Source organism: Globicatella sanguinis (assembly GCF_002847845.2).
In the GTDB taxonomy this organism is placed as follows: Bacteria; Bacillota; Bacilli; order Lactobacillales; family Aerococcaceae; genus Globicatella; species Globicatella sanguinis.
In genome coordinates, this window is sequence record NZ_CP126962.1 from 943,110 (window position 1) to 966,596 (window position 23,487).

General features: G+C 36.7%; 18 protein-coding genes. 2 read left to right on the forward strand and 16 right to left on the reverse strand.

Annotated features, from left to right (window positions below; genetic code table 11):
* Positions 1 to 10: 10 nt before the first annotated feature.
* A complete protein-coding gene (locus tag CYJ72_RS04070; RefSeq protein ID WP_284630601.1) occupies positions 11 to 2,197 on the reverse strand; it encodes a Tex family protein in 2,187 nt (728 codons plus the stop codon).
* 240 nt (positions 2,198 to 2,437) lie between these two features.
* Between CYJ72_RS04070 and CYJ72_RS04075 the strand changes: the two genes are divergently transcribed.
* A complete protein-coding gene (locus CYJ72_RS04075) occupies positions 2,438 to 3,895 on the forward strand; it encodes an NCS2 family permease (protein WP_066125259.1) in 1,458 nt (485 codons plus the stop codon).
* Between the two features lie 322 nt (positions 3,896 to 4,217).
* Here the strand turns inward: CYJ72_RS04075 and dsdA are convergent, their stop codons facing one another.
* From dsdA to CYJ72_RS04115, 8 genes are all read right to left on the reverse strand, one after another.
* Positions 4,218 to 5,570: a D-serine ammonia-lyase gene (gene dsdA / locus CYJ72_RS04080; protein WP_180764789.1), complete on the reverse strand. Its 1,353-nt coding sequence runs from the start codon at positions 5,568 to 5,570 to the stop codon at positions 4,218 to 4,220.
* Positions 5,571 to 5,733: 163 nt separating this feature from the next.
* Entirely contained in the window at positions 5,734 to 6,246 is a 513-nt protein-coding gene (locus CYJ72_RS04085) for an HD domain-containing protein (RefSeq protein ID WP_066125257.1), read from the reverse strand.
* Between the two features lie 387 nt (positions 6,247 to 6,633).
* On the reverse strand, positions 6,634 to 8,025 hold the full coding sequence (locus tag CYJ72_RS04090; protein ID WP_180764790.1) for a L,D-transpeptidase family protein: 1,392 nt from the start codon (positions 8,023 to 8,025) through the stop codon (positions 6,634 to 6,636).
* Positions 8,026 to 8,197: 172 nt separating this feature from the next.
* Complete coding sequence (ntdP, locus tag CYJ72_RS04095) at positions 8,198 to 8,749, reverse strand: nucleoside tri-diphosphate phosphatase (RefSeq protein ID WP_066125266.1); 552 nt, start codon at positions 8,747 to 8,749, stop codon at positions 8,198 to 8,200.
* Between the two features lie 371 nt (positions 8,750 to 9,120).
* Positions 9,121 to 9,390, reverse strand: coding sequence for a metal-sensitive transcriptional regulator (locus CYJ72_RS04100; protein WP_066125254.1), 270 nt, complete (start codon positions 9,388 to 9,390; stop codon positions 9,121 to 9,123).
* A complete protein-coding gene (locus CYJ72_RS04105) occupies positions 9,374 to 9,676 on the reverse strand; it encodes a rhodanese-like domain-containing protein (protein WP_101813414.1) in 303 nt (100 codons plus the stop codon). Before CYJ72_RS04105 ends, CYJ72_RS04100 begins: the two co-directional genes overlap by 17 nt.
* Positions 9,669 to 11,327 (reverse strand): FAD-dependent oxidoreductase, encoded by a 1,659-nt coding sequence (locus CYJ72_RS04110; protein WP_066125251.1) that lies wholly within the window; start codon positions 11,325 to 11,327, stop codon positions 9,669 to 9,671. The genes CYJ72_RS04105 and CYJ72_RS04110 overlap by 8 nt, the downstream gene beginning before the upstream one ends.
* Before the next feature lie 3 nt (positions 11,328 to 11,330).
* Positions 11,331 to 11,642 (reverse strand): rhodanese-like domain-containing protein, encoded by a 312-nt coding sequence (locus CYJ72_RS04115; RefSeq protein WP_101813415.1) that lies wholly within the window; start codon positions 11,640 to 11,642, stop codon positions 11,331 to 11,333.
* Positions 11,643 to 12,061: 419 nt separating this feature from the next.
* Between CYJ72_RS04115 and CYJ72_RS04120 the strand changes: the two genes are divergently transcribed.
* Positions 12,062 to 13,579: a pyruvate kinase gene (locus tag CYJ72_RS04120; RefSeq protein ID WP_066125248.1), complete on the forward strand. Its 1,518-nt coding sequence runs from the start codon at positions 12,062 to 12,064 to the stop codon at positions 13,577 to 13,579.
* 133 nt (positions 13,580 to 13,712) lie between these two features.
* On the opposite strand, the gene CYJ72_RS04125 is transcribed toward CYJ72_RS04120, so the two are convergent.
* The 7 genes from CYJ72_RS04125 to CYJ72_RS04155 form a co-directional block, all read right to left on the reverse strand.
* Positions 13,713 to 15,461: an ABC transporter ATP-binding protein gene (locus CYJ72_RS04125; RefSeq protein ID WP_066125246.1), complete on the reverse strand. Its 1,749-nt coding sequence runs from the start codon at positions 15,459 to 15,461 to the stop codon at positions 13,713 to 13,715.
* On the reverse strand, positions 15,454 to 17,181 hold the full coding sequence (locus tag CYJ72_RS04130) for an ABC transporter ATP-binding protein (RefSeq protein WP_284630607.1): 1,728 nt from the start codon (positions 17,179 to 17,181) through the stop codon (positions 15,454 to 15,456). Before CYJ72_RS04130 ends, CYJ72_RS04125 begins: the two co-directional genes overlap by 8 nt.
* Complete coding sequence (gene mutY, locus CYJ72_RS04135; RefSeq protein ID WP_066125241.1) at positions 17,178 to 18,329, reverse strand: A/G-specific adenine glycosylase; 1,152 nt, start codon at positions 18,327 to 18,329, stop codon at positions 17,178 to 17,180. Before mutY ends, CYJ72_RS04130 begins: the two co-directional genes overlap by 4 nt.
* A 348-nt stretch (positions 18,330 to 18,677) precedes the next feature.
* The gene (locus CYJ72_RS04140; protein ID WP_284630613.1) at positions 18,678 to 19,526 is read right to left on the reverse strand and encodes a RecX family transcriptional regulator; all 849 of its coding nucleotides are present in this window, start codon (positions 19,524 to 19,526) and stop codon (positions 18,678 to 18,680) included.
* Between the two features lie 261 nt (positions 19,527 to 19,787).
* The gene (gene recN, locus CYJ72_RS04145; protein ID WP_284630619.1) at positions 19,788 to 21,530 is read right to left on the reverse strand and encodes a DNA repair protein RecN; all 1,743 of its coding nucleotides are present in this window, start codon (positions 21,528 to 21,530) and stop codon (positions 19,788 to 19,790) included.
* Positions 21,531 to 21,542: 12 nt separating this feature from the next.
* Positions 21,543 to 22,355, reverse strand: coding sequence for a TlyA family RNA methyltransferase (locus tag CYJ72_RS04150; RefSeq protein ID WP_066124523.1), 813 nt, complete (start codon positions 22,353 to 22,355; stop codon positions 21,543 to 21,545).
* A 1-nt stretch (position 22,356) separates the two neighbouring features.
* Positions 22,357 to 23,244, reverse strand: coding sequence for a polyprenyl synthetase family protein (locus CYJ72_RS04155; RefSeq protein WP_284630632.1), 888 nt, complete (start codon positions 23,242 to 23,244; stop codon positions 22,357 to 22,359).
* Positions 23,245 to 23,487 lie beyond the last annotated feature (243 nt).

Below are 23,487 nucleotides of genomic sequence, written 5' to 3' on the forward strand. Positions count from 1 at the left end.
CACCTCCAAATTAATGAATTTTAACTAATTTCAACCCTATTCTTTGTTTATCTAAGTCTAATTGAATGACTTCAACATCCACAATTTGACCCACCGCTACAATCTCATTTGGATGATTCACACGACGTTTATTGGTTAATTTAGAAATATGAATTAAGCCATCTTGCTTTACACCGATGTCAACAAAGGCACCAAAGTCAACAACGTTGCGTACCACTCCTTCTAATTCCATTCCAACTTTTAAATCTTCCATTTTTAAGACATCACTTCTTAATTGCGGTGTCGGTTGTCCATCACGAATATCCGCGGTTGGATTTTTTAACCCTTCAATAATATCAATTAAGGTTTCTTTCCCAACATTTAATTCTTCAACTAATTGATTTAAATCTAATTTTGCTAATTGATCATTTGCTTCTTTTGAACCTAATGCTTTTTGGTCAATCGCTAATTTCGCTAAAATTTGCTCAGCAATCGGATAGCTTTCAGGGTGAATATTAGTTTGGTCAAGTGGATTACCTCCCCCTAAAACACGCAAGAAACCAATTGCTTGCTCATAAGTTTTAGGACCCATCCGTTTTACATCTTTCACTTGTTCACGATTTGAAAAATGTCCTAACTCCTCACGCAAATCCACAATATTTTTTGCTGTGGTCTTAGTTAAACCTGAAACGCGTTGTAATAATGGAATACTAGCGGTATTAATGTCCACGCCCACTTGGTTTACGGTCATATTCACCACGAAATCTAATTGCTCATTCAATGATTTTTGCGCCACATCATGTTGATATTGACCCACACCAATTGATTTAGGATCAATCTTAATCAATTCTGCCAACGGATCTTGTACTCGTCGAGCAATACTTACCGCACTACGTTCAGAAGCTTCCCAATCTGGAAATTCCTGACGCGCAATCTCACTGGCACTATAAACCGAAGCTCCAGCTTCACTCACCACCAAATATTGAACTTTTCGATCCAGAGAATGAATCACTTCACTGACAAACAATTCAGATTCACGACTGGCAGTTCCATTTCCGATCGCAATTAATTCCACCTGATGACGATTAATAATATCGGTTAATTGTTGCCCAGCTTTAGCCCATTTCGCTTCATGTTGCGCTTTAGTATCAGCTCCAACGGATTTTTCATGTGGATAGATAACGGCTTTTTCTAAGACCGCCCCCGTCTCATTGATGACAGCTAATTTGCATCCTGTTCGATAAGCAGGGTCAAAACCTAACACTACTTTACCTTTTAATGGTGCAGTTAATAATAAGTTACGTAAGTTTTCACCAAAAACTTCAATTGCTTGTAAATCGGCTTTTTCCGTTGTTTCGGCACGTAACTCTCGTTCGATGGCTGGTCCAATAAATCGTTTGTAACTATCTTGAATCGCATTTTGAATAAAAGTTACTTGCGCTATAGGTAAATCAGCTTCAATAAAACGTTTTTCAATATAACGATAAACTGGCTCTTCATCAATATTGATTTTAACCGTAATAACATCTTCCCTTTCTGCACGATTAATGGCTAAAGTATTATGCTCTTTGACTTTATCCAATTTTTCAGAGAAATCATAATACATATGATAAACTTGTTGCGGGTCTTTCTCTTGATTTTTTAAACTGGTTTGAATGATCGCATTATAGCGACTGTATTTACGGATAAATTCGCGGTATTCTGCATTATCGGATACTTTTTGAGCAATAATTTCATGAGCGCCTGCTAATGCTTCTTCAGCGGTTGTCACCTCATCTTGAATAAATTCACTCGCTTTATCGTTGAGATTAATCGGTTCTCTATTTGATAATATCCAGTCTGCTAGTGGTTCTAAGCCTTGTTCAATCGCCACCATTGCTTTAGTACGACGTTTTTGTTTATAAGGACGATACAAGTCTTCTACTTGTTGTAGTGTTTGGGCTTGTTCGATTGCCACTGTTAATTCTTCAGTTAATTTATCTTGTTCTTCAATTAATCTCGTCACTTCTTCTTTACGCGTTGACAAATTAATTAAATATTGATGGCGTTGCTCTATAGTGTAAATTTGAACCTCATCTAATGAACCAGTCATCTCTTTACGGTATCGAGCAATAAAAGGAATGGTACTACCCTCTGCTAATAATTTTAACGTTGCTTCAACCTGTTTGATTGAAATGCCGGTTTCTTTACTAATCTGTTGATTAAATAATTCTGACATAATATCCTCTTTCCGATTTGTATACTAAACACAAATTTTAAATCATTTCATAATGATGATTATAACATATTTCTCCTGATTTGAAGCCATCAAATACTCATTTTGACTAATTTTATGCACTCTAATATTGAAAACACGAACATTCATTTTAAAACGAATGATATATTTAATTTTCTTGTTGAACGTTCTGATTCTTTTGCTATACTCATTCTGTATTCAAAATTTAGGAGGTCTTTTTTTGTGGATAAATTTTTCAAATTAAAAGAAAATGGCACCACTGTTTCAACTGAAATTTCTGCGGGGATTACGACATTCTTAGCAATGTCTTATATCATGTTCGTTAACCCGTCTATCCTTGCGTTAACGGGTATGCCAAATCAAGCAGTCTTTTTAGCAACGGTCTTCGCTGCTGCTGTTTCAACTTTGGCGATGGGATTATTAGCGAATGTTCCTTATGCTTTGGCACCTGGTATGGGGTTAAATGCATTCTTTACTTTTACGGTTGTATTTGGTTTAGGTTTTACTTGGCAAGAAGCGTTGTCAATGGTATTTATTTGTGGGGTCTTTAATGTTTTAATTACGGTTACTAAAGTACGTAAATCTTTAATTAAAGCTATCCCAGAAAGTTTACAACATGCGATTTCAGCTGGGATTGGTGTTTTCATTGCATATATCGGAATTAAAAATGGTAACTTATTACAATTTACTATCGATGGGATTAATTTAATTTCAGTCAATGGTGGCGATCCTACCGCTGAATCATTCCCTGGTGGTATTTCATCAGTCCTTGCGAATAGTGGGGCAGTGCCAGAATTAGTTAACTTTACCAATCCTACTTCTTTACTAACGCTTATCGGTTTAGCTATCACGATTGCTTTAATGATTCGTGGTGTAAAATCAGCTATTTTATTAGGTATTATTTTAACAACATTAATTGGAATTCCTTTAGGCGTAGTAGATTTAGGTTCAATTGATTGGGCAGGTAATTCTGTTGCGAGTGCTTTCGCAGCTTTAGATGAAACGTTCTTAGTTATTTTCACACCAGCAGGTTTACCTTCGCTATTTGGTGATATCTCTCGTTTACCAATTGTTTTAATCACTATTTTTGCTTTTAGCTTATCAGATGTTTTCGACACAATCGGTACTTTCATTGGGACTGGTCGTCGTACCGGTATTTTCTCAGATGAGGATATCAATGCTTTAGAAACTAGCTCTGGATTTAATTCAAAAATGGACCGCGCTTTATTCGGCGATTCGATTGGTACTTTAATTGGCGCTTTATTTGGAACATCTAACACGACCACTTTCGTAGAATCGGCAGCAGGAATAGGTGAAGGTGGACGTACAGGTTTAACTTCTGTTTCAACGGCTGTAATGTTTATCCTATCAATTTTTATCGCACCAATTATCGGAATTGTACCAGCGTCAGCAACAGCACCTGCTTTAATTTTAGTTGGGATATTAATGTTATCGTCATTAGCTGATATTAATTGGGCTGACTTTGCTGAAGCAGTGCCGGCATTCTTTGCTTCCATCTTCATGGGATTAGCTTATTCAATCTCATACGGAATTGCCGCAGGATTCTTTGCTTATTGCTTAGTAAAAATTGTTCAAGGTAAAGCAAAAGAAATTCATCCTATCTTATGGATTTCAGTAGTTTTATTCGCTATTAACTTTATTGCTTTAGCTATCATCTAAAATTTTCAGATTAAAGGGAGTGGCAGGAAGTAGAAAATTAAATGATTTTCTACTTCTGGTCTACTCCCCCTTTTTTATTTCTATAGAAACAACTAAAAACCATAGGATTGACGTCTGATAGGCGTCCTCCTATGGTTTATTAACTCAGTACATCTTACGGATTATCAAAATCACTCTTACCAATGAATTTAAACAATGACTAAAGGATTTATTTATTGGCTATTCAATTAAAAAACTAACCAACAAAGTATAAACACTCCCCTATTCCACTGCTTAAATCTGATCGATATCGAAAATTCTTAAGATATTCCACCTAAATTACTTATTTATTGATCACAGCTAATCCTTCTTGATAGAAAACTTCCATATCAGCAGCAGGAACCATGCTACCACCTGTCGCCCAAGCAATATGAGTGGCGTTTTGCATTTTATCTTGTAAATTCTTCATTGTAATATAGTCTTGCCCTTCAGCTGTGGTAAATAGACGTATTGGTCCAGGTACACCCGCTAAAGCGGCTGGTTCTAAATTAATTGCTTCTAAATCAACCATTTTAGATAATAATAGTTGTACTTCCTCTTCTTCTACTGAATAACCACCATCGAAGAAATTACTCATTAATTCCGCTACAAATCCTGAAGTTCTCGGAACAGCTAAACCATCCATATTCGTTTTTCCATCGATTTTGAAATCATCAACAGAAACTTTGTCAAACTGCTCCGTAATTTGACCTAATAACATTGACGGCATATGAGTCGGTTGGGCAAAGAAACAATGAACATTATCACCATACACTTGTTTTAGACCAAAAGCTGTACCACCAGGGCTACCACCAATACCACATGGTGAGTAGACAAACAATGGATGGTCAGCGTCTACTTTAATACCCATTTCTTCTAATTGTTTTTCTAAGCGAAGAGCAGCCACTGTATAACCTAAAAATAATTCTACAGAATGTTCATCATCGACAAAATATGATTTAGGATCAGCATCTGATTGAGCACGTCCTTGACAGACTGCTTCAGTGAAGTTGGTATCATGTTCGATAACATTCACACCTTTAGAGCGCAATAAGTCTTTCTTCCATTGTTTTGCTTCAATCGACATATGAACCGTCACTTCAAAACCTAATTTAGCACTCATCACACCGACACTGATTCCTAGATTCCCCGTTGTTCCCACGACAATTTTATATTGACGGAAAAACGATTGAAATTCTTCACTTGAAAATTTAGTATAATCATCTTCAATGCCTTTTAACAACCCATGTTCTAGTGCTAATGTTTCAGCATATTTTAACACTTCGTAAATAGCACCACGTGCTTTAATTGTTCCGGCAATTGGCAAAGTGTCATCACGTTTTAAATAAAAATCGCCTAATATGGTCGTATTATATTTATCTTCTAAATATTCTTTTAATGGTGCCAGTTTTGTTAAACCTGATTCAATTAACCCATTCATTGGCGCCGTCTCAGGAAATTCTTGCATAATAAATGGTGCAAAACGTTCTAAACGCGCTTCGGCATCTTGAACATCTGCCATTGAATAAGCTACCTTTTTAGATGCTTCTTCAAAATTATCTTTATGCTTATTGATCCAGAAAACTGGTTTTAAATTCATAATATCATTAAGGTACTGAACTTTTTCAGACCATTCAATATTGTTAATCTTTGTCATATTAATCCTCCTGATAAGTTTTACTTCGTCATTGTATCAAATTTCACACTGTTTGAGTGCTATTTTGTTGATTTTTATTTAAATTCTCATTTAACTGAAAAGAAAGAGTACTTTTCAGTACTCTTCAGTCATTTTATATATATAATTGGATAGAATCATTTGATTATAATAGAAAACTCACTAATTTTTTACTCTGTCTGGCTGATTGTGCTAAACAGAATTGATAAAAGCCTGCACCCAACTCGAAGATAGCGGCTTGTTTATCCATGAGTGTGACAATATAACTTTCTGGGTATTTAGGCAACTCTCTAGTTGCACCAAACATATGTTTAACGATAATATCTTGTTCAAGATCTGATATCTCAGTAATTTTTAAAGCGTTTTGTAAGGCAATTCGTGGGTGTTCCCAATTGTGGCCCTTGCCCCCTACTTGATGTTTATCTGCACTATCATAGTAGAACAAATCATGTAATAAACCTGCACGCGCAATGGCACGTGTGTTAAGATTAAAACGTTTTGCCCAACGATAACTACGATACGATACCGATAAAGAATGCGATAAACGGTCTGTCACTAAATGATGAACGTAATTCTTTAGGCATTGTACCTCTTCTAATTCAATTAAATCTTCAATCAACGCCATATATTCTGCATCATTTTGCCAATCCAAAGCCATCTAAACACTCCTTGTTGATTAATTCAAAATCATTATAACAAAAACATTTGCATTTTTGTTGAAAATAAGATGTAAATTTAGTTAAATATGTAAATTTTATATGAATTTTATTGCCATTATTACAGATGGTTTCATAAGTTTATTATGAAAGCGAAAATAACTGTTTAAGGCAGTCTTGAAAAATAAAGACATTCGTGTCCACTGATTTTCAGAAAAACCGGAAAGTTATCTTGAAAAACAAAAAAATCGCGTTGGTTTTGAAAAACGACAACAACCTTACATATTCGCTGTGCAAAATAATAGGAGTAAGCAAGAAAATTGAACTTTATAGAATTTCAATTTCCTAACTCACTCCATTAGTGATATAATAAAGACCGTTTTTCACTATTAAAAAACAATGACTGGCATGCCGTAGTATACTAATTCAAATACTTGTCCCATCACACTTGGTGGTGTATTAACACATCCTAAGGATCCCGAATTTAAGTAAGCTTGTCCACCAAAAGTCCCTTGCCAATTAGCATCATGAATCCCTTGAGCTTGATCGTCAAAGGCAATCCAATATTGAACTGGTTGTTCATAATCAATATCTGTATGCGGATTATAGCCTCGCAATACCGAAGGTGACTCCATATTCCATACTCGATAAGCCCCCGGTATTGTGTTGGTACCTGTTTTTCCAGTTACCACCGGTGTTTGCAATACTAGAACACCATCTAAGTAAATAAACATGGTTTGATTTAAGATATCGACTTCAACATAAGAATTGCCAACACTATCCCCCATACCATAGCCATCACCGCCGATAACCGGTTCACGAGTAATGGTCGCTCCCTCATGAATATTAGCAATAATATTGTCTGGCTCGGTATGACGGTCAATATACCACCCATAGGTTCCTGGTTGGATTGTAACCTCGCCTTGATAAGTACTCATAAATTGACGCGGCTGAAAAAGACCGGCATATTGATAATTTAAGTCACGTATATAGTCTTCAACTAACGATCGATCGACTTGCGGTGCACCCTCTTCATCGATATAAATCCAACTCGCAATATTCTCTTTTGGTATGGTAACTTCATTGCCATCAAAAGCTAATGTTATCTGACTTGATTCCATTACAGCAATTTTCTGCAAATTATCATTCAATGTTGGGTCTTCTTTTTTAATTTGAGGTTGGATATAGGCATCTTTCAAATCGACTTCTAATTGATTATGATTAAGAGCTGAAAATAGCGTTTGGGTCATACTTTCATTATTAATTTGATTACCGTACACTTCTGGAATAATTGAAAAGACATTGTCATCATCTAAAATATATGCATCCTCAGCAGGCGTTCTTTCTTCATTGTTAACCCCTAAACTATAAATCAAATCCGTAATGATTGCCTCATCAAATTGAACGGTTTCTGGATTCACTTGAAGTTCTGATCGCTTCAATTTAAGTAATGCTAATGGCCAATCAGTGGCATTTTGTTCGGCCATTAATTGAGTTAATTGTTCATCGTAATGACTGGTTACGCCTAAATCTTTCAAGGCCACAGTCCCAATTGGTTGTTCATTTTCATTAAATAAAATGGTTTTATTTTCTAGTTCACTCTGAATTTTAGTCTTTGCTGATTCAATTGATTGATTGCTAATCGATTGTCCGGCTACTGTAGTACTCGGTAAATAATGCCCTTGATAATATAAGACACCGATTCCATAAATCAATAATAATAAAAGAATTACTCCACCAGCAATCCCAAAACCTAATTGCTTGCGATTAAAATTTGACAATTGCATACTCCCTCACCTCTGTCTATTCTCTCTCATTAATTATAGGTAATTCTAATAAAATGAGCAATTAGAATGCCTATGCTCTAGCCTATATTTCAATATTTTAACATATTTTTGAATATAAAAAAACACCGCTAATCGCGGTGATAACAAACAGTGAATTCATACTATTTTAGTTAAATTTTCCTCTTTTACGATGGGTTAATTGGATATAACGTTCATACCAGATTTCAATGAATTCCGGTGAGAACGGTCCTTTCTCTTCTTCAATCCATCGTACTAGCTCTTGGATATTATATTTTAAAATACGATCAATTTCATCTGGATAATGATATTTACGTCCATGAATTTCGTATTCATCAAGATCTAATAATCGCTTTTCGCCATCTGGAAACACTTTGATATCTAAATCGTAATCGATGTATTTCAAGGCTTCTTGATCTATTAAATAAGGAGAAGCCAAATTACAATAATAAGTAACACCGCGTTTGCGAATCATCGCTACAATATTAAACCAAAAATGCTTATGATAATAAAGTAACGCTGCTTCACGAGTTACCCATCTGCGACCATCAGATTCAGTTACCAACGTATGGTCATTACAACCGATAATCGACTGATCACTAGTTTTTAAAACCATTGTATCACGCCAAGTACGATGTAATGAGCCATCATGTTTATAACTCTTAATAGTGATGAATTCACCCTCTTTTGGTTGCTTCATCACTCATCCTACCTTCTGTTTGTCAATCAAGATGACCAAGGTCATCTTCCATCTTTAATATTGTAACATACTTGTCATTAAATAGGTATATAAATACAAATCATTTTCACAAACCAAGCGAAATATTCGTAAAATTTTATTTCCAAACAAAAGGCAAAAAATACTTTGGTCAGCCCGCAGTGGGTATTAAGCAATATAAAATTCTATGGTTTTCATATAGTGTGCTCACCCGCAAATAGTTGAGTTTTGACAAGTCATTAAGACGCAGATTGAGACCACTCTATTTCTGTGCAGTTAAGTCACTAAAAATGAAAATGAAGATGTAACCGAAACAATTAAGTTATGGTCACATCTTCCCTAGTTTATTCTGTTTATTTCTTAATAATCATTTGAATCGCTTGATCAATTTTGGCATTTTGTACTTCAGAATCTGCTTCAGGATTTTCTAAGCAATCACGCAAATTTTGTGCCACAATAATGCCCATTATGCGATCAACACTTGAACGAACTGCACTTAATTGGGTAATCACATCCATACAATCCTGTTCTTCTTCAATCATTTTTTGGATTCCTCTTAATTGACCTTCAGTTCTTTTTAATCGATTTAAAATCGATTTATCGCAACTAGTCAAATGCAACATCACCTTTCCATGCCGACATTCCACCCATCACATTGGTCACATCAAACCCATGTGCACTTAAAAATTCACATGCCATAGCTGAGCGTCCACCAGAATGACAAATAACATGATAATGTTTCGATGAATCTAAATCATTGACCAACTCACTTATTTGACTTAAAGGTAGGTGGTGGGCATTTTTAATATGTCCATTATTATACTCATCCAATTCACGAACATCAAGTACGGTCAAGTCATCGTGTTTTAAATCTTGTTCAAATTCAGCCATCATTTTGCTTTTATACATATACAATTTCCTCCGGTTTCATTAAATGATACAGTGAGAAAGCTCCATCTAAGTTTTCTACTGTAAATCCGTGTTGTTTTAAGATACGTTCACCAATATAACTACGTAAGCCACTATGACAAGTAATAATATACGGTTGGTTCTTATCCAATTCCGCTAGTCGCTCACGTAATTGATCAAGTGGAATATGAATCGCCTCTTTAAAACGACCATTGCGTTGTAATTCCCCATCATTACGCACATCTAACAATATTTTGCCTTTAGCTAATTCATCGGCTAATTCATACCATTGAATGGAATCCGTCACACCCGTTGCTAAGTTAGAAGCCGCATAACCCGCCATATTGACAGGGTCTTTCGCTGAACCAAATGGTGGTGCGTAGGTAAACTCTAATTCTGGTAAATCAAAAATCGTTAATCCACCTTTAATAGCCGTTGTTATAATATCAATTCGCTTGTCCACGCCATCTTTGCCGACGGCTTGTGCGCCATAAATTTCACCTGTTTGGCGATTAAAGACTAATTTCAAATGAATATCTTCAGCACCTGGGAAATAACTGGCATGACTTTTACCACTAATATGGACCACTGATGGGGTTAATCCGGCTAATTTGGCAGTGCGTTCGTTCAATCCAGTTGAAGCAGCGACCATTTCAAACACACGCACAATCGCGGTTCCAATGCTTCCTTTATTGCTACTTTCTAAACCGGCAATAATATCAGCAACTTGACGTCCTTGACGGTTAGCTGGAGAGGCCAACGAAATTAAGGCATCTTGACCGGTAATTTGTTGTTTCACGACAATGGCATCGCCAACTGCATATATATCGGGTACATTCGTACGGTATTGGTCATCAACAACAATCCCTCCACGCAAACCTAATTCAATTCCCGCTTCTTTGGCTAAACTGTTTTCTGGTTGTACACCGACCGATAAAATATTTAAATCAGAATTTAAGGTAGAGCCATCCTCTAATACTAAAGTGTGGCCTTGTTCTTTAAATTCGACTACCGATTGATTGGTCATGACTTTAATATTATTTTTTTCTAACTCTAATAAGATATGTTGGGCCATTTCTTCATCTAAAGGTGGTAAAACATGTGGCGCTTTTTCAACAATTGTTACGGCTAAACCTAATTTTGCTAAGTTCTCTGCCATTTCAATGCCAATAAAGCCCGCACCGATTACTGTTGCTTGTTTAACTTTATTATCTTTCAAATTAGCCATGATCCCATCTAAGTCAGGAATACTACGTAATATATGTGTGTTGTCGGTTGCTTCCAATCCGATTATCGGTGGCACAAATGGCTTAGCTCCTGGTGATAAGATTAGTACATCATATGGTTCAGTTGATTTTTGCCCTTCATTTTGAACCGTCACCGTTTTTGTTTGCGGATCAATTGATAGCACTTCGGTATTCGGTCTAACATCTAAATCAAAGCGGGCGCGTAAAGCTTCCGGTGATTGAACGATTAATTTTTGACGTTCAGCAATTTCGCCAGATACGTGGTAGGGTAATCCACAATTGGCAAACGATACATAAGGTCCCTTATCAAAGACAATTATTTCTGCATCTTCCATTAATCGACGTAATCGAGTTGCGGCTGACATTCCACCAGCAACACCACCAACAATTAAAATCTTTTTCATTTATTATCCTCCTTTGACTGGCCCATGCCAGGCATTCATTCCGCCACTAACATTTTTCACTTGATAGCCTTTTTTCACTAAAGCTTTGGCTGCTTGACGACTTCTCATACCACTTTGGCAAATGACTAAAATAGGCTTGTCTTTATTGCCTTGAAAGAATTGTATTTGTGCTAAGGGATGATTGATTGCACCGCTTATATGCCCGCTTTTAAATTCTGCTGGTGTTCGCACATCCAATAATTGATACTTTTTTAATAGCTGATTGTTGATTTCATCAGCTTTGATTGCTTCTACTCTGGGTCCAAAAAACCACATAAGTTACCTCCTTTTAATCTGATTCTTAATTTTATATACCCCTATGGGTATAATTAAACTATATTATTTTACTTCTGTCAAATATAAAAATTCATTTGATTGAATTATTTAAGGGGGGGTTGTTTCAAACACCTGTTTAAGACGAAGTTTGAGGCCACTAAACCACAGCACTTTTCATGAAATAGGTATGACTTAACAGAATTTAAAAATTACACCCAGCCTCTACCCCTTTTAGATTAACTAAGCTCTGATTGTCGGCCGGCCCCTAACTTTGAGACAATCCCTCATCTCGACTCATCATATAACCTAAATATTGTAAGTGCTTACTATGGTTATTATTGACACATTCTGATATGATTAGAGTGAGACAAAGATGAATAAATTATTACATTAATCAATAAGAAAAGAGGGAGGATATTATGGTAAAAAATTCAAGAGAAATGCTACAACAGATTTATCACGATGTAGACAGTTTATATCAATATGTTTTAACGAATGGCCGACATTTTTATGACCGTTGGCAAGATAAAATTGAACGTCAAGAATTTATCGAACCTGCTAAAAACTTAGCCGCCTATCTTGCTTTACGCCAAAAAGATTTAAGGCCTTTACAACAAAAATTAATCCCCTTAGGTTTATCGTCGATTGGTCGTTCGGAAGCTAAAACGATTGTGACGCTGCAAGCTTTAAGAGCTAATCTAGCCAATTTATCTGGCCATGAGACCAGTCATGACTATCCAACAGTCGAGCAATTCAATCAAGGTATCCAGCTACTCGATCAACAAGCCGACAAAATTTTCGGACCTTCCCCGGAAGACTATCGAACCCGCATTATGGTTACTTTACCGACTGAAGCGGCCACTGATGTTAAGCTAATCGATGAAATGCTACGGGCTGGGATGAATGTGGCACGCATTAACTGTTCTCATGATAACCCAGAAATCTGGCAACAAATGATTGAATTAGTTCGAGACCGCTGCAAAAAGCTCAATAAAACAGTCAAGATTCAAATGGATATTGCGGGTCCGAAATTAAGGGTCGATTGGGTATTTTCTTATTTTAAAAAGAATAAAGTCAAAGTAGGAGACCATGTTAAGTTACTTTCTGATATTAAACATATTGAAGCTAATTCAGACTATGTCGTTTATTTAGGTTGTCCCTTCCCTTGTGTTTACAAACAGATAAAAGAGGGCGATCGGGTATTTTTTGATGACGGAGCTTTTAGAGCTCATGTCATTGAAGTTCAAGAACATGGGGCTGTCTTAAAAATCGATCAAGTAAAAGGGGGTTCTGGTCGTATTAAAGCTCAAAAAGGCATTAACTTCCCAGACACTTTGTTAAATATCGATATTATCGATCAAAAAGATGAACAAGATATAGCTTTTGCAGCAAAATGGGCTGATATAATCAATCTTTCTTTTATTCGCAGTAAAAAAGATGTTGATGACATTCAAGCTAAATTAAAAGAACTACTTGGCGATAAAGCGAATCAAATGCAATTAATGGTTAAAATTGAAAACAGCCAAGCCGTTGAAAATATTGTTGAAATTATTATGACCGCTGCCAGTAAAAACCCTACAGCGATCATGATTGCCCGTGGCGATTTGGCTGTTGAAGCAGGATACGTTCGCTTAGCAGAATTACAACAAGAAATCATGTGGATTTGTGAAGCTGCTTCGGTTCCAGTAGTGTGGGCAACCGAAGTACTCGCTAACCTCGTTGATAATGGTATTCCAGCGCGTGCAGAATTGACTGACGTGGTGGAAGGAGCGCGTAGTGAATGTGTGATGTTAAATAAAGGTGACTTTATTGTTCCTGCTATCAAATTATTAGCGAAGATATTGAAAAAAGTGGAGATTAATCAATTTAAGAAAACACCACAATTAAGAGCCTTGAATATTGCTAAACAAGCAGGCCAATATACTTTAGACGAATAACAAAAAACTCTCCCAGTGAAACTTTCATTTCATTGGGGGAGTTTTGTTTAGAATATGTTGAGGTTATGTCCCTAAAGACAACCGTCTCAAATTAACTAGTCTTACCAAGCGTTTTGCTTTGAATCTATTTATGTTATGCTTCTTCCACATTTCTTGTTTGTTGCATTTCATAGTATAATCCTTGTTGCTTCATCAAACTTTGATGATTACCTTGTTCCACTATTTGGCCATTTTGCATCACTAAGATTAAGTCCGCTGTTTGAATGGTTGATAATCGGTGGGCAATGATAAAGCTAGTACGTCCTTGCATTAATTGTTCAAAGGCACTTTGAATAAGAATTTCCGTTCGCGTATCAATTGACGATGTCGCTTCATCCAGGATTAACAATTGCGGAACTCTAACAAATAAGCGAGCAATCGATAATAATTGTTGTTGTCCGATTGATAAAGCATCGCCACCATTATCCAAGTAGGTGTCATACCCCTGTGGTAATTGTTGAATAAAATGATCCGCATGGGCTGCTTTTGCAGCTTCTACTACTAACTCACGCGTGGCATTAGGATAACCAAAGGCGATATTTTCATGAACGGTGGCCGATTTAAGCCAAGTTTCTTGTAACACCATCCCAAAGTTTTCACGATAAGATTGACGAGTATACTCCATGATAGGCGTTCCATCTAATAAAATGTGTCCTTGATTCACGTCGTAAAATCGCATTAATAAATTAATCAAGGTCGATTTACCGGCTCCGGTTGGTCCGACGATGGCCACTCTTTGGCCAGCTTTTACTGCTAAATTCAAATCCTCAATTAACGGACGGTCTGGCACATAACTAAAATCGACTTGTTGAAAGTCAACACGCCCTTCCACTGAATCGGCATTTAATTGTTGAGTGCCCGTTTCTACTTCACTCGGCTGATCTAAAATTTCAAATAAGCGTTCAGCACAAGCAAAAGCACCTTGAATTTCAGCTAAGACACTCGAAATATCGTTAAACGGTTTAGTGTATTGATTAACATAATTTAAAAAGGTCGTTAACTCACCGACGGTGAAATTGCCTTTAATAATACGCGTGGCACCTACAAAGGTTAACAATGCATAGATCGTCGCATTGATAAAGCGTGTCGCCGGATTGGTAATCGATGAATAGAAAATCGCTGATTGTGAGTGATCGGCATATTGTTGATTGATTTGTTTAAATCGTTCATTGGTTGCCGGTTGTGCATTAAACACACGTAAAATCTCAATTTGTTGAATGCTCTCTTCAATCATCTGTGTTTGCTCACCACGAGATTCCGTTTGCTTTCTGAACAGACGATAACTTTTCCCCGCAATAATTCGCGCTAAAATCAATGACAATGGCGTTAAGGCAACGACCATTAACATCATCCGCCAATCAAGACTACCCATGGTAATAATGGTGACCACAATCGTTAGCACGCCGACAAAAAACTGATTAAAGACCATTAAAATTCCATCACTCAATTGTTCGACATCGGTTACGACACGACTCACTAAATCTCCTGTTGATAATCGATCCACATAAGCTAATGGGAGATGGTGCAATTTTTCTAATACTTGTTGTCTTAGTGCTGTTGTCGTGGTATAAACGAGTCGATTGTACAATAAAGGCGCTAGCCACTGGATGATGGTATTACCAATAATTACGAGGGCCATTTGGAATAATATGACTTTTAATGGTTCAATTTGTACCTGTCCTGGACCAACAATCATATTAACTGCCCGTCCTAATAATATCGGGATTAAAATTGAAAAAGCTACTTGTAAGACGGTCATTAACAACACCATCATTAATTGCCAACGATAGACTGTAAATAAGCCGAGTAATCGTTTAAAGGTTGAAGTATTATTTTTATTCATCTTCCTTCACCTCCGCTACTTTTTGCGATTGATCAATTTCTCGATAAATCGGACAGTCCTCCAATAATTGAGCATGCGTTCCGAGTCCAATTTGTTTCCCCTCATTCAACACTAAAATTTGATTGGCTGTTAAAACACTATGAGTCCGTTGTGAAATCATAATAATCGTCTTATCAGCAAAATGTCGTTTTAGTGCTTTTTGGAAACTAGCTTCTGTTAAATAATCTAAGGCAGAAGTTGAATCATCAAAAATATAGATTTCTGCTTCTTTAACTAAAGCCCGTGCTAATGTCAGACGTTGACGTTGACCACCGGAAAAATTACGTCCGAAGGCTTCTACTTTTGTATCGAGACCATTTTTCTCTTTAATAAAGCCATCTGCCTGAGCAACTTTTAACGCCTGCCACATCGCTTCATCGCTTGCATCCGGATTAGCTAATAATAAATTACTGCGTACGGTGCCCTTAAATAATGTCGCCAATTGAGGAACTAAAGCAATCGATTCCCGTAATCCACTGCGAGTATCCGTATTTAATAACTGTGAATTGACGCTAATTTGGCCAGCGGTTGGGTCGTAATTTTTAGTCAATAATTCAATTAAGGTTGATTTTCCTGAACCGGTACTTCCAATAATGCCAAAAAAGTCGCCTTTAGTGATTGTAAAATTTAACTGGTCTAAAGCTGGCGCTTGGGTATTGGGATAATAAAATTGCACTTGATTAAATTCGTACAATGACTGCGAATTGGTAACAGCATTTTGCTCAAAAGTTGAGGCTTCATCTTCTAAATTAAAGACCTCCACGACTCGTTTAGCACTGGTCATCGCTTTATTCATAGTACTAATAACCATGGTTAATTTAATTAGTTCCACTAATATTTGTAATAGATAATTAACGAGTGCCACTAAGCCACCTTGCGTTAAACTACCGACATTTACCCACTGACTGCCTTGCCAAATAATCAGTACCAAGCAAACATTGACAATCACATAGGTCAAAGGATTGGTTAGAACACTCCAATTCGCCGCTTTTAATTGTTCAAGATTTAAGTGTTGGTTAGTACTCTTAAATTCTTCAATTTCTCTTGCTTCTTGTCTAAATGCACGAATGACACGCATCCCTTTTACTTGTTGTCGGGTTAATTGTACTAGATGATCCAGACGTTTTCTCACATTGGTAAACATCGGGCTCGTTAATTTTAAGATGCCTCCGACCACCACAAATAATAAGATAATCATGGTAGTAAAAATTAAGGCTACACGGCTTTCAATTTGCATCGCCATGACTAATGAACCTATAACAATAAATGGAGAGCGTAAAAATAGTCTAAAAAAGATATTGACGCCCGTTTGCATTTGGAAAGTATCGGAAGTCATGCGGTTAACTAAACTTGCTGGTGAATTTTTATCCACTTCTGCTTGAGGTAAGGCCATAATTTTCTTAAAAAGATCATTGTTAAGTTGGCGAGTAAATCCAACCGCCGCTTTAGCCGAATAGTATTGAGCGGTGATAGCTAAAATAAACCCGACTAAGCCCACTACAATCATTAAGAATATGTATCTTAATACTTGCGAGGTCTCTCTTGAAGGAATCGCCTCATCAATGACGCGAGCGACAATCATCGGGACGGTTAATTCTAATAATGCTTCACATAGTTTAAATACAGGACCTAAAATACTTTCTTTTTGATAGCCCTTAAAATATTGTAATAGTTGTTTCATCGATTCACTCCTTCCCATCTTGCTTGCAGTTTCTGCTGTAAAGTCGAAATAGGATGCTCTTGATCGCTAGCCGTCGTGGTGAGTCCTTGACTACCGGCCACTAAATCATGTAAATCACCTTCTAATTTAACCGGCACCACTTGTAAGTTCCAGGTCCGATGTGAGAATATATGCTTCACTTTCGGTAAAGCCTCGATCATTTGACCCGGTTTCATCATCAGCTTTAACTTGAGGGAGCCTAATCCTATTTGTTCAAAATAATCCTCTAAGGGCGTTAATAATTCATCTTCAGTCGCACTTTCTAAGACAATATCATACTCAAAAATTGGATAATGCCATAACCCTGTTAAGAGTTCATCAGCTCTATGTTGACGATATAACACTGAGCCTTTTAGGTCTTGAATACGATACGCCAACATTTGATGTTTGGTATTTTTGATTTTCTTTTTCTTAACCGGATAGAGCGCAGCTGTTTCGTTAATAAATGATTGATCATAATCCTTGATGGGACTGTCCTCTGGATAATAATTGGTCGGTGTCATCACCGTTGCCCCTAAATCCATCATCGCTTGATTAAAATCTCCAGGTCGCTCTGGATCAATTAGTTCATATAAAATTTCCGCAAAAATCTTTCTTGAACTTGGTTTGGAAATATCAGCATCCAATTCAAACATGCGGGCGGTCACTCTTAATAGATTACCATCAATTGCCGGCTCTACTAAGTCGAACGCCATACTCCCAATCGCTGCTGCAGTATAGGGGCCTATTCCTTTTAAATTTAATAATTCCGGCATCGTTTGTGGCATCTGACCTTGATGATGTTCCATTATTTGTTGGGCAGCCACTTTTAAATTACGTGCACGCGAATAATACCCTAGACCTTGCCATAATAACAATAATTCCTGCTCCTCAACATTAGCGAGGGCCTCAATTGTTGGTAATGCCTTAATAAATCGGTCAAAATAAGGAATAACAGTTGCTACTTGTGTCTGCTGTAACATAATTTCACTAATCCAAATATAATAAGGATTACGAGTGCGTCTCCATGGTAAATCACGTTTGTTTTGATCATACCAATCTAAGAGCGCTACTCGAAATCCTTTGACTTTTTGATCATCCCATCCATATTTTGCTAAAACTTGAGTCACAAAACGCTCCTTCCTCTTGTTCAAAAAATCAAAATGAGTTTCTGTCGAGTTATCATGGGAGTAGGCAAGAAGTAGAAAATTAAATAATTTTCGCTTCGTCTGCCCACCCCCGCAAAGTTGAGTAGGTCTCAAACAAGTCGAAAGACGCAGCTTGAGACCACTCAGCCACTGCGTTATAAATTAATGACCATTAATTTGACTGGACTTTTCAAGATTAATCTCAGCTACATTAAGACGCCGTTTGAGACCACTCACCACTGTGCTATTAATTAACAAACAATAATCTTAACTAAATTTATTAAGTTTATGCCCATCCTATATCTACTCCTTATTAACACTCACTTGACTTTATTCTTCAATAAATGCTTCTTCATTTTCAGCCATCCACGCTTTAATTAAGTCATAATCAAAGCCCTTACGCATCATACTTTCAGTCATTTTTTGCTTTAATTGAAACCCTGAATGTTTGCGGCGCCATTTACGTAATTGCTTTTCAGCCTCTTTGGCTAATAAATCATCTTGTCGTTCTGAGCTAGCTGATAAATCCACTTCATGAATCACTTGTTGAATCAGATCATAATCATAGCCTTTGTTATGCAACATTTGTCGCGTTTTTTCAATCAGTTTTTTGGGTGGATACTGCTTTTTAATCCGCGCATATTTGTCAGCGAGTGCTTGAGCATTTTCCACTTCTAACTCAGCATGATATTCTAGCATCGCCTCCTCAATTAAATGCAGCGCGACTCCTTGTTGTTGCAATTCACGCCTTAATAATTCTGGTCCCTTTTGATTTAAATTAGCATGCGTGCGCACATATGATTGACTATAAAATAAGTCATTTAAGTATTTTTGTTCCGTCAATTTCTCAATCGCTTGTTCAATATATAATGCTTCATTAGGATGCGGTTGCTCCTCTTGTTCCTTATGGCGATCGGATAAATATTTTATTAAATAGTCACGCGTTTCTTTTACCGTCTTTAAGCCATGGGCTAAATATTTTATCGCTTGATTATAAATCGAATGTTGATATTCTGCTTCGGCAATTTCATTTAAATCTTTAGCTGTGACCGTTTGTGCTTTAAACAAAGCAAATTTAACTAGGACGGCTTCATTGACTCCCATCCAAAATTCATCATCCACATAAAGTGAATAGCGTTCGCTATTTTTCTTTTGCTTTTCAATTTTCGTGATTTTCATTGAAGCCACCTCCTTTAATTGTTTTTCTAGTAAAATTTAATTAATCTTGATTTAAAAATGACCGATTAAACTGATCATCCAACTGAGATGTGAGTTAGGGGCAAGAAGCAGAAATTAGCGAGTTTTGCCCAGTCTCACTCAACACTACGCACTAAAATAATTAGATGGAACCCAAATGATTTTTTTATTTTTACCTGACAATACTCAACACTACGCTTGTCTTTAACAAGCACTTACTTGACTGAGTTTATCAATATTTACTTAGTTATTTTTAAAGCGAGCCATTTCCGTTAATAAATCATCCGCCATTTGTAATGATGAATCCGTAATGGTTTTTCCGGACATCATTTGTGCTAAGATTTCGCGGCGCTCATTAGTCGTTAAAGTATTGACGACCGTTGAGGTCCGATTATTGGCGACTTGTTTTTGAATATATAATTGTTCATGGGCAATGGCCGCTACCTGTGCCAAGTGGGTAATACAAAGCACTTGATTATGAAAGGCAATTTGGGCAATTTTTTCAGCAATCGCTTGTGCTACCCGCCCTGATACACCGGTATCAATCTCATCAAAGACCATCGTATGTTCACTTAATTGGCGACTAAAAACGGCTTTTAAAGCTAGCATAAAACGTGAGAGTTCGCCACCACTGGCTACTTTAACGAGAGGTTTGCTTGCTTCACCGACGTTGGTCATCGCATAAAACTCTGCCTCGTCTTGCCCTTCAAGTGATAAATTAATCCACTCTACCGTCCCTAGCTCATCTAATTCAATTTGTTCGGTTGCTAAAGTATTAAATCTTACTTCAAAGCGACTATGAGGCATATATAAATCTGCTAGTTCATGTTCAATCGCCGTAACTAACCCTTTGGCCAATTTTTGACGTTCGGCAGTTAATTGTTGTGCTAGTGTTAAGGCCTCTTGATAAGCTGTGTTAAATTTTAAAGCTAAATCTTTTAAGTAAGCTTCGCGATTTCGAACTTGGTAAATTTCTTCAGAAATTTGATCATAATAATCCAAAATCTCGTCAATTTCCATGCCATACTTACGTTTCAATTGGCCTAACTCATTTAAACGGGCTTCGACCTCATCAATCGATTGATCCCCCGTATCAAAACCGTCATTACTCATCGCTACTTGATGCGCGATTTCTTGTAAATCAATTCGAATGGATTTGACTTGGTCTAAAATCGCTGGATATTGATCATCAAAATCTTTAATTTGATTCAATTCATCAATCACTTCACTTAAATTTCCCAAAATACTACTGTCACTATCTGACATTAAATAATTAATCGATTCCATCGCGTGGGTTATCTTTGTCGCATTTTGCAATTTGGCACTAATGGCCTCTAATTGTTCATATTCTTCTTTGACTAAATGCGCTGCCTCAATCTCATTCACTTGGAACTCTAAAAAACTCAAGCGTTGCATTTGCTCTTGTTCATTTTTTTGACTCTTAAACCATTGGCGACGAATCGCAGCATACTGTTCGAACGCGGTTTGGTATTTTTCTTTTAATTGAATAAATTGTTGATCGCCTAATTGATCGACTAAACTTAAATGTTGCGTATTATCTAATAAGGCTTGGTGTTCATTTTGACCGTGGATATCGACTAAATGACTACCGATTCTTTTTAGGGCAGTGACATTTAATAATTGTCCATTCACCCGTATTAAATTTTTACCTTGACTGTTAATTTCACGGCGAATAATTAATCCATCTTCAAGTAAATGTTCCGTATCAATTGATAGCTCTTCTAATAATTGAATAAGCGCAGTTGGTTGCTCATTAAAAGAGAATAACCCTTCGACCACCAACTTTTCACTATCTTGTCGAATGAATTCATTTGATCCACGTCCACCACATAAGATGCCTAAAGCGTCAATAATAATGGATTTTCCGGCACCTGTTTCTCCCGATAGAACGGTCATTCCTTGTGAAAAATCAATCGTTACTTGATCAATTATCGCAAAAGACTCAATGGTTAAACTTTGTAGCATAGTACACCTCAATTAAAATGTTTCATGTGCTTGTTTGACTACTTCTTCAATCTTAATCTGTTGCCAACTTTGATTATTTAATTGTTTGGCATTTTTTAATTTAGCTAAAAACTCAATATTTCCTTCACCACCGGTAATCGGTGAAAAAGTTAAATCTTCAACTGTATATCCAATTGAACTAGCAAATTGTAATACTTCTGTGACCACATCAATATGTGTTTGCTGATCTTTAACAATACCATTTTTTCCAACTCTCTCACGTCCAGCTTCAAACTGAGGTTTAATTAATGTTAATACATAACCATCTTGCGCTAGAATATCAATCAGCGGTGGCAAAATGAGTCTTAAGGAAATAAATGACACATCAATACTCGCGATGGTAGGCTCTCCCCTAGTAAAGTCGGCTGGTGTCGAATAACGAAAGTTTTGACGTTCCATGACTTCCACTCGTGGATCGACTCTCAATGAATAAGCGAGTTGATTGTAGCCAACATCAAGAGCATAACTCATTTCAGCGCCGAATTGTAACGCAGCATCAGTGAAGCCACCAGTAGAAGCACCAATATCTAATAGACGGTGACCGGCCATATCGATGTCAAAAGTCTTAATTGCTTTTTCTAATTTTAAGCCGCCACGACTAACATAAGGCATTATTTTCCCTTTAATATGAAGTTCTGAGTCTACCGGTATTTTTTCACCGGGCTTGTCGTAGCGTTGATTATTTTGGTCGTAAATTTGTCCCGCCATAATTAAACGACGCGCTTGCTCTCTAGACTCGGTTAGACCGGCTTGGACAACTAGTTTATCTATTCTTTCTTTTTTCATTTTATTGCTCCAATGTTACAAATTGTAAGAAAACCTCAAGACTGTCATAAGGTTTTCCAGTAGTCTCAGTTAGCTCTTTCAATGCTAATCGAGCCTCTTCTAAATCAGCATTCAAAGCCTCTTTTGCTCCCTCTAAAGTCAGTAAAGCCGGATAAGTAGCTTTATGTAATTCACTATCAGCTTGGGTTTTTTTACCCGTTTCAGTTGGCGTGCCAATTTCATCCATAATATCATTATGAATTTGGAAAGCTCGTCCAAAATGAGTGGCAAATGTTTCTAATAATTGACGTTCTGAAGTGGTTAGATTGGCAATAATGGCTGCCGCTTGCACTGCAAATAAAAAGAGTTTACCTGTTTTTAAATAATGAATATTTGCTAATTGTTCATGAGTGATCGTTTTATTTTCGGCTTGAATGTCAAACACTTGTCCTGCCACCATACCAACTGAACCAGCCGCTTGACTTAATAAACTGATTAATTTTACTTTTTGCTCAGGCTTCAATTGGTCATCATCAGCAATCATGCCAAATGCATCAGTTAATAAAGCGTCCCCAGCTAAAATAGCGGTCGCTTCATCAAATTTTTTGTGATTAGTCAACATACCACGGCGGTAGTCATCATTATCCATCGCTGGTAAATCATCATGGATGAGCGAATAAGTATGAATGGCTTCTAAGGCATTAGCGGTGTTGAGACCTGCCTTTACTGCATCCATTGATTGAATTGCTAAGACCCATAATAACATGACGGGACGTACTCTTTTACCGCCATTTAATAATGAATAGGTCATTGGTTCCATTAACTCAATTGGTGTCGTTTTATAACGTATATGCTGTTCTAATCCTTTTTCAAAAAACTCTGTAATGGTCTTTAATTTTAATATTTCCATTGTATTCTTTATCTTTAGCCTTATACATTAGGTACGTTAATAAAGCTAAAATCCTCCTTGTTAAAAATCGATTGTTATCTTTACAAACTTACAAACATGATACTTTCGGTTATCTTGCTAAATTTGACTGTAAATATCTGTCAAAGCTAGTGATATTATAACATAATCCACTAGTGTTCTCACACAATCAGTATACAAACTCGAAGGATTTAAAAATGATTTGCTTCACTACTATAGTAAATT

What these genes read in the sequence shown, in the direction of transcription:
- CYJ72_RS04070 (WP_284630601.1), bottom strand. Translation starts at nt 2,197, where the DNA reads ATGTCAGAATTATTTAATCAACAGATTAGTAAAGAAACCGGCATTTCA.
- dsdA (WP_180764789.1), bottom strand. Translation starts at nt 5,570, where the DNA reads ATGACAAAGATTAACAATATTGAATGGTCTGAAAAAGTTCAGTACCTT.
- CYJ72_RS04085 (WP_066125257.1), bottom strand. Translation starts at nt 6,246, where the DNA reads ATGGCTTTGGATTGGCAAAATGATGCAGAATATATGGCGTTGATTGAA.
- ntdP (WP_066125266.1), bottom strand. Translation starts at nt 8,749, where the DNA reads ATGAAGCAACCAAAAGAGGGTGAATTCATCACTATTAAGAGTTATAAA.
- CYJ72_RS04100 (WP_066125254.1), bottom strand. Translation starts at nt 9,390, where the DNA reads ATGTTGCATTTGACTAGTTGCGATAAATCGATTTTAAATCGATTAAAA.
- CYJ72_RS04105 (WP_101813414.1), bottom strand. Translation starts at nt 9,676, where the DNA reads ATGTATAAAAGCAAAATGATGGCTGAATTTGAACAAGATTTAAAACAC.
- CYJ72_RS04110 (WP_066125251.1), bottom strand. Translation starts at nt 11,327, where the DNA reads ATGAAAAAGATTTTAATTGTTGGTGGTGTTGCTGGTGGAATGTCAGCC.
- CYJ72_RS04115 (WP_101813415.1), bottom strand. Translation starts at nt 11,642, where the DNA reads ATGTGGTTTTTTGGACCCAGAGTAGAAGCAATCAAAGCTGATGAAATC.
- CYJ72_RS04120 (WP_066125248.1), top strand. Translation starts at nt 12,062, where the DNA reads ATGGTAAAAAATTCAAGAGAAATGCTACAACAGATTTATCACGATGTA.
- CYJ72_RS04125 (WP_066125246.1), bottom strand. Translation starts at nt 15,461, where the DNA reads ATGAATAAAAATAATACTTCAACCTTTAAACGATTACTCGGCTTATTT.
- CYJ72_RS04130 (WP_284630607.1), bottom strand. Translation starts at nt 17,181, where the DNA reads ATGAAACAACTATTACAATATTTTAAGGGCTATCAAAAAGAAAGTATT.
- CYJ72_RS04140 (WP_284630613.1), bottom strand. Translation starts at nt 19,526, where the DNA reads ATGAAAATCACGAAAATTGAAAAGCAAAAGAAAAATAGCGAACGCTAT.
- recN (WP_284630619.1), bottom strand. Translation starts at nt 21,530, where the DNA reads ATGCTACAAAGTTTAACCATTGAGTCTTTTGCGATAATTGATCAAGTA.
- CYJ72_RS04150 (WP_066124523.1), bottom strand. Translation starts at nt 22,355, where the DNA reads ATGAAAAAAGAAAGAATAGATAAACTAGTTGTCCAAGCCGGTCTAACC.
- CYJ72_RS04155 (WP_284630632.1), bottom strand. Translation starts at nt 23,244, where the DNA reads ATGGAAATATTAAAATTAAAGACCATTACAGAGTTTTTTGAAAAAGGA.